3 protein-coding genes are annotated in these 6,766 nt (G+C 71.6%); 1 reads left to right on the top strand and 2 read right to left on the bottom strand.

Going from position 1 to position 6,766, the window contains the following annotated elements:
* Positions 1-97: 97 nt before the first annotated feature.
* Positions 98-1,645 carry an MFS transporter gene (locus tag ACFWY9_RS22135; RefSeq protein ID WP_378330765.1) on the bottom strand — a complete coding sequence of 516 codons (1,548 nt, stop codon included), beginning with the start codon at positions 1,643-1,645 and terminating at the stop codon, positions 98-100.
* A gap of 628 nt (positions 1,646-2,273) precedes the next feature.
* Entirely contained in the window at positions 2,274-5,411 is a 3,138-nt protein-coding gene (locus ACFWY9_RS22130; protein ID WP_378339810.1) for a BTAD domain-containing putative transcriptional regulator, read from the bottom strand.
* 146 nt (positions 5,412-5,557) lie between these two features.
* Here ACFWY9_RS22130 and ACFWY9_RS22125 point away from each other — a divergent pair, with 146 nt between their 5' ends.
* On the top strand, positions 5,558-6,697 hold the full coding sequence (locus ACFWY9_RS22125; protein WP_378339809.1) for a DegT/DnrJ/EryC1/StrS family aminotransferase: 1,140 nt from the start codon (positions 5,558-5,560) through the stop codon (positions 6,695-6,697).
* The last annotated feature ends 69 nt before the right edge of the window (positions 6,698-6,766 follow it).

Here is a 6,766-nt window from a genome sequence, read left to right as displayed (position 1 = left end):
CGGGCGGCGCCGCGCGGGGCGCCGTGTTGCTAGCGGTCGGTGTCGCCTCCTCTCCGGGCGCGTCGGGTGGTGAAGGAGGCCTTCACGGACAGCCGGGTCAGACAGCGACCGGGGCGACGGGCGTGTCCTCGGCGTCCGGGTCCTCGAGGATTTTCGGGACGCCGCGCAACGCCGGGTACGAGGCCACCGCGAGCAGCGCCATCAGGACCATCGAAGCCAGCAGCGTCACTTGAACACCGCTCACGAACGCCTGCCGCGCGTTGTCGAACAGCTGCGCCCCCAGCCCGCCGGGGAGCTGGGCCGCGACCTGTGCGGCCCCGCCGAGCGTCTCGCGCGCCGCGGTGGCGGCCTCGGGCGAGAGGCCGGTCGGCAGCACCAGATTGTCGCGGTATAGCGCGCCCAGGACGCTGCCGAGGATCGCGATGCCCAGCGCACCACCGAGCTCCGTCGCCGTTTCGGAGATCGCCGAGGCCGCCCCGGCGCGCTCCCGGGGCACGACGCCGAGCACCGTGTCGGTGGCGACGGTGATGATCAACGCCAGCCCGAGCCCGAACACCACCATTGTCACGACGAGGTACGGATATCCGGTGACGACCTCGATCCGGCTGTACAGCGCGAAACCCGCGGCCGACAGCGCGCAGCCTGCGGCCATCGTCGCGGCGCGGCCGAACGTCTTGATGGCCAGCCCGCTGAGCACGCCACCGACCAGCGCGCCGCCCATCCCGGGGAGCCCCGCCAATCCCGACTTGAGCGGTGACCAACCGACGACGAGCTGGAAGTACTGCGTCGCGAAGATCGACACCGCCAGTTGCGCGAACATCGCCACGACGGTGGTCCCGATCGTCGCCGAGAACGCCCGCCGCCGGAACAGCGCCAGATCCACCAGCGGTTCGGTGAGCCGGGGCTGTCGAAGCAGGAACGTCACCAGGCCCGCGACTCCGATGACGGCCGCGACGCCGACGTCCCAGTGCGCGAAGCCCTTGTAAGCGACCTCCTTGATCGTGTACACGACACCGAGCACGCCCAGCACCGAGAGGCCGACGCTGAGCACGTCGATGCGGCCCGGCGACGGATTGCGCGACTCCGGCAGGACCAGTACGCCCGCGACGAGGAGCAGGACGACGACCGGAACGTTGACCAGGAACACCGAACCCCACCAGAAATGGCCGAGCAGCGCGCCGCCGATCAGCGGGCCGAGCCCGAAGCCGAGGATCGTGAGCCCGCTGGAAAGGCCGATGATTGCGGTGCGTTCCTTACCGGTGAACGCGTTGCGGATGATCGACAGTGTCGACGGCATCAGTGTCGACGCGGCCACGCCCAGCAGGACACGCGCGACGATCAGCAATTCGGCGCTCGGCGCGTACGCGGTGCCGATCGACGCGACGCCGAAGAGCGCGGCGCCGGTCAGCAGCAGCTTCTTGCGGCCGATGCGGTCGCCGAGGTTGCCCATCGTGATGAGCAGCCCGGCCAGTGCGAAGCCGTAGCCGTCGGCGATCCAGAGCACCTGTGTGGTGCTGGGGTGCAGCGCTTCGGACAGCGCCGGGATCGCCAGATGCAGCACGGTCATGTCGACGGCGATGAGCAGTTGCGCGAGCACGCAGACGAGCACGATCCCGACTTTGCGGCGTGCGGACAATTGAGCCATCGGATCCCCCTCCGGAGGTGTCTCGGCGCGGCCGTCCCCTGGCGGTCGCGCGGTGGGTACCGGGACACTGACCGGCGGCGCTGACCGTCCGCGCACCGTTCACGCACCGTCCGCCCGCCTGCCGGGGATACCGAGGGACGCCCTGGGTGCGTTGGGTGCGACGAGGGCGTCCCTCGGCGCATCGAGCGCACCGAAGGCGTCCCTCGGCACCTCACCGCCAGCAATAACCGACAGCACTGTTCAACATCAGCACCGCGTCGTTCGGGACAGGAGGCGGCCTCGCGGAACCAGCTTCACGACCCGCCGGGTCCCAGGGCGAAGTTATCCACAACGGGTTCGGCTATCCACAGATTCACCGACCGCCCCCGCTGAGACCCCCTGGCGCGATACGCTGGTTGCAGGGGTGCCCCCGGGAGGGTGGGGGTTGCCCTAGGGGATACAGCAACGAAAACCACGCGTGAATGTCCATAAAGGACTGTGGTTCGCGTCCACAAGGGACAGTACTCGCGAGGCACGCGGAACACCAAAAGCCGATCACGAAGCACAGTGCGTCAGGCCGCGAAAACCAAACCGCGAAGCCAAACCGCGCAAAGCCGAACCGCAACGCCGAATCACGCGAAGCCGATGATCACGGCCCAGCGGGCACCCCGGCCGTCGTCAACGCCTTCTGCCGCGGCATCGTCAGCCCGCTCCCGTAGGCGCGGTCGAACGCGTCGAGCCCGATCCGGTCCCGCGCCGCCGAACGCACGCGTGCCACGTCGAAGTCACCGGCCATGGCCGTGCCGCGCACGGCGACCGCGGCCCCGAGCAGCAGCGCCGCGCGCTCGCCCTCGTTCTCCAGCATCGCCACCCCGGCCAGCCCCTCCAGCGCCGAGGCCACCGCGGTCCCGTCGTGCCATCGGCGGCCCGAGAGCAGTGCCAGCCGGTACCGTTCCCCGGCTTCGGCGGCCACGCCCCGCTCCACGGCGATCCAGCCGAGCGAGATCATCGCCGCCGTCCGCACTCCTTCGGTGGCGAACGACCCGCCGGGACACTCCGCCAGCGCTCGTTCGCTCAGCGCCCCCGCCGCTTCCAGATCGCCACCGCGCCGCGCGAGCCCGGCAAGACCGAGGTAGCCGAGAGCGCGGCTTTCCGGCATCCCGGCGCGCTTCGCGAGTGCGATCGCGACCTCGTAGTCCTCCCGCGCGCCTGCGAGGTCTCCCTGCGCGGCGCGGCTGTCGCCCCGGCGGCACAACAGGTCGGCGTTGTCGTCGGTGGCACCCAGCTCCTGCATCAGTGCTATCGCCTCGCCCATGAGGTCCAGCGACTCGGCGTACCGGCCCTGCCAGCTCAGCAACTGCGAAAGGTGATCCAGCGTCATCGACAGGCCCCAGCGTTCACCGAGCGCGCGAAACCGCGTCGACGCTTCGCGCAGCGACTGTTCGGCCATGGCCAGCCTGCCGGTCATCATTGCCCACAGGCCGAGCCCCGTCGGCACCAGCGCCCGCACCCACGGATCGCTGTCGGCCTGCAGCAGCTCGGCCTGCCGGACCAGGTCCTCGTCGTCGCCCGGCGGACCGTGCACGATGCCCAGCAACATGGTCAGCGCCGGATGCCGCAGCGTGGTCACCCGGTCGTCGGCATACCTCTCGACCAGCGCGGCGTGCCGGGTCACCAGCTCGTCGTCGGGCGCGCTCGACATCGCGTTCAGCACGCACACCACGAGGTCGTCGATCCGCTCGGTGGGCGGTTCGGCGCCGATGTGCCGGACGACCTCCAGCGCGAGCGCCGCCCCCTCGAACCGGCGTCCCCGCATCCACCAGTACATCGACAACGCCGTGACCAGCCGCATCGCGATGTCGGACGCCGACTCGGCGGACCAGCGCAGCGCGGCGAGGAGATTGTCGTACTCGGCGTCGAGCCGGTCCAGCCACGCCAGCTGGTCGGCCGTGCGCAGCTTCGGGTCGGCCTCCTCGGCCAGCCGCAGGAAATACGCGCCGTGCGCGCGCCGCAGCTCCTCGTCCTCGCCGGCGGCGGTCAGCTGCTCGGCGCAGAACGCGCGGATCGTCTCCAACATCCGGTAGCGGCCGCCGACGACCTCGACGAGCGACTTGTCGACAAGGCCGGGCAGCAGGTCGAGCGTGTCGGCGACGCCGGTGACCTGCTCCGCCGCGACCAGCGTCGCGCCTCCGGCGAACACGGTGAACCTGCGTGCGAGCCGCCGCTCGTCCTCGTCGAGGAGGTCCCAGCTCCACTCGACGACGCCGCGCAGCGAGCGATGCCGTGCGTCGGCCGCCCTGCTTCCGCGGGCCAGCAGCCGGAACCGGTCGTCGAGCCGGGCCGCGATCTCGCCGACCGGCAGCGCGCGGACCCGCGCTGCCGCCAGCTCGATCGCGAGCGGCAGCCCGTCCATCGCCGCGCAGACGTGCTGGACGTCGCCGATGGTCCGTTCGTCCACCGCGAACGCCGGATCGGCCGCACCCGCGCGGTCGGCGAAGAGCCGGACCGCGGCGTAGTCCAGCGCTCGCGCCGCCGAGGTGCCGGGCGGCGGCACCGCGAGCCGGGGGACCGGCGCCAGCAGTTCGCCGGTGATGCCCAGCGGCTCCCGGCTGGTGGCGAGCACCCGCAGCCCGGGGCACGCCGCGAGCAACCGGGCCACCAACCGCGCGACAGCGTCGATCAGGTGCTCGCAGTTGTCCAGTACCAGCAGCCCGGCGCGTTCGGCCAGCGCCGAGACGAGCCGATCCGCCGGGTCCCGCGCGACGCCGTCGCCGCGAGTGCTGAGCGACCCGTCGCGCAGGCCGAGCGCCGCCAAGACCGCCTGCGGCAGCTCGGTGCCTTCGGCGTGCGGAGCGAGCCCGACGAACGTGGCCTGCTCTGGCGCGGCACTGGCAGCCTCGATCGCGAGCCGCGTCTTCCCGGTGCCGCCCGGCCCGACGAGCGTGACGAGCCTGCCGCGCTTCAGCAGCTCCGAAACCTGACGCAGTTCGTCGTCGCGGCCCACGAAGCTGGTGAGCTGGGCGGGCAACGCAGCCGCAGCCGACGGCTTCTCCGGCGATCCTCGCAGCACCGCGAGATGCGCATCGGCGAGGTCTGGACCAGGGTCGGCGCCCAGCTCGTCGGCCAGCGTCCGCCGCGCCTCCTCGAACGCGGCGAGCGCGTCGGCAGGCCGCCCCAACGCGTTCAGCGCACGGATCAGCTGCGCACGTGGCCGTTCCCGCAGCGGGTGTTCCGCGATCGCCGAGCGCAACTCGCCCACGACGTCCTGCGCCTGCCCCAGCGCCAGTTCGGCGTCGACGCGGTCACCGGCGACGTCCGCCCGCAGCTCGTCCAGCCGGGTGATCTGCGCGGCCACGAACGGGGCTTCGGGGACATCCGCGAACGCGGGCCCACGCCACAACGCCAGCGCGTCGCGTAGCCACTCCGCCGCGCGGACCGCGTCGCCGGAAGCCAGCGCGCGACGCCCTTCGGTTGCCAAATGCTCGAAGCGGTGTACGTCGACTTCGGAGGGGTCGACGTCGAGCCGATACCCGGCCGACGTGAACTCGACGACCGCGACGTCCTTCAACGCGTTCCGCAGCCTCGACACCTGCGACTGGAGGGCGTTGGCCGCGCCGTCCGGCGGGGAATCGCCGTACATCCCGTCGATGAGCCGCTCGGCGGAGACGAAATGACCCGCCTCCAACGCGAGCAGCGAGAGCAGTGCTCTCGATCGTGGGCCGCCGATCGCGATCCGGCCGCCGCCGGCGTCCCACGCGGCGATCTCCCCCAGAATGCCGAAGCGCATACGTTCAGCCTAAGCCGCCGACGAGCAGGAACGGCGTCAACGTCCCACTTGCCCCTTGCGTCACGCCACGCCCGGATGTCACCCGAAAGGCTCTAGGCATCCGGTGCTCTATACACTTCGCCGCGTCCCCACGCAATGGGAGAGGTATGTCGAACAGCGAGGAACCCGTGGTCCTCGGCCAGCCGACCGTCGGCGACGAAGAGCTGGCCGCCGTGGCCGAGGTGTTCCGTTCCGGCTGGCTCGCCGGTGCGGGGCCCGCGTGCCGCCGCTTCGAGGAGCGCTTCGCCCGCACCGTCGGCACGGCCCACGCACTGAGCACGAGCAACTGCGGCTCCGCCCTGTTCCTGGGGCTCAAGGTGCTCGGCGTCCAGCCCGGTGACGAGGTCATCGTCGGCGACTACACCTTCCCCGCCACCGGCCACGCCGTGGTCCAGGCGGGCGCGAAGCCGGTGTTCGCCGACATCCGCCCCGACATCTGGAGCGCCGACCCGGCCGCGATCGAGGCCGCGATCACGCCGCGGACCGTCGGCATCCTGGCCGTCGATGTCGCCGGCCAGCCCGGCGACTTCGACGAGTACCGCGCGATCGCCGACAAGCACGGCCTCTGGCTGTTCGAGGACGCCGCCTGCGCCGCGGGCGCGACGTACCGGACGCGCCCGGCGGGCAGCCTCGCCGACCTCGCGGCGTTCTCCTTCCACGGCCGCAAGGGCATCACCGCGGGCGAGGGTGGCGCGCTGGTCTCCGACCGCGAGGACCTGATCGCGCGGGCCCGCAAGCTGCACACCTACGGCATCGAACCCGCGATTTCCCGCGAAGGTTCCAACAGCCTGCCGATCCCGAGCTTCCACGAACTGGGCTACAACTTCCGGCTTTCGGACATCCAGGCCGCGATCATGAACGTCCAGCTGGACCGCCTGCCGGATCTGCTGGCCGCCCGCCGGTCGGTGGCGAAGCGCTATCACGAGGCGTTCGCCGACATCGACGGACTGACCGTCCCGGTCGAGCTGCCCGACCGCGAACACCCGTGGCAGGCCTACATCCTCACCGTCGCGCCGGAGATCAGCCGCGACGCGCTCGCGTTGCGGATCCGGGAGCAGGGCGTCCAGTGCAACTTCGGCACCTACGCCTCGCACCTGCAGCCGATCTACGGCGACCAGCCGCCGCTGCCGGTCTCGGCCGACGCCTTCGCCCGCCACCTGGCCGTCCCCATGCACGCGAACCTCACCGACACCGAGGTCGACCGCGTCACCGCGACCGTGCGCGACGCCGTGCACAGCCTCACGTGAGCACTGTGCTTAACGCTCAGGCCGCGGGGCCGGAAAATCCCTTGCCCACCGCCCGGACGCCGATCGAGG

Origin of the sequence: Amycolatopsis sp. NPDC059027 (genome assembly GCF_042739735.1) — a bacterium.
Classification (GTDB): domain Bacteria; phylum Actinomycetota; class Actinomycetes; order Mycobacteriales; family Pseudonocardiaceae; genus Amycolatopsis.
Note: the sequence above shows the minus strand (reverse complement) of the source record. Positions and strands in the feature narration are given on the sequence as shown.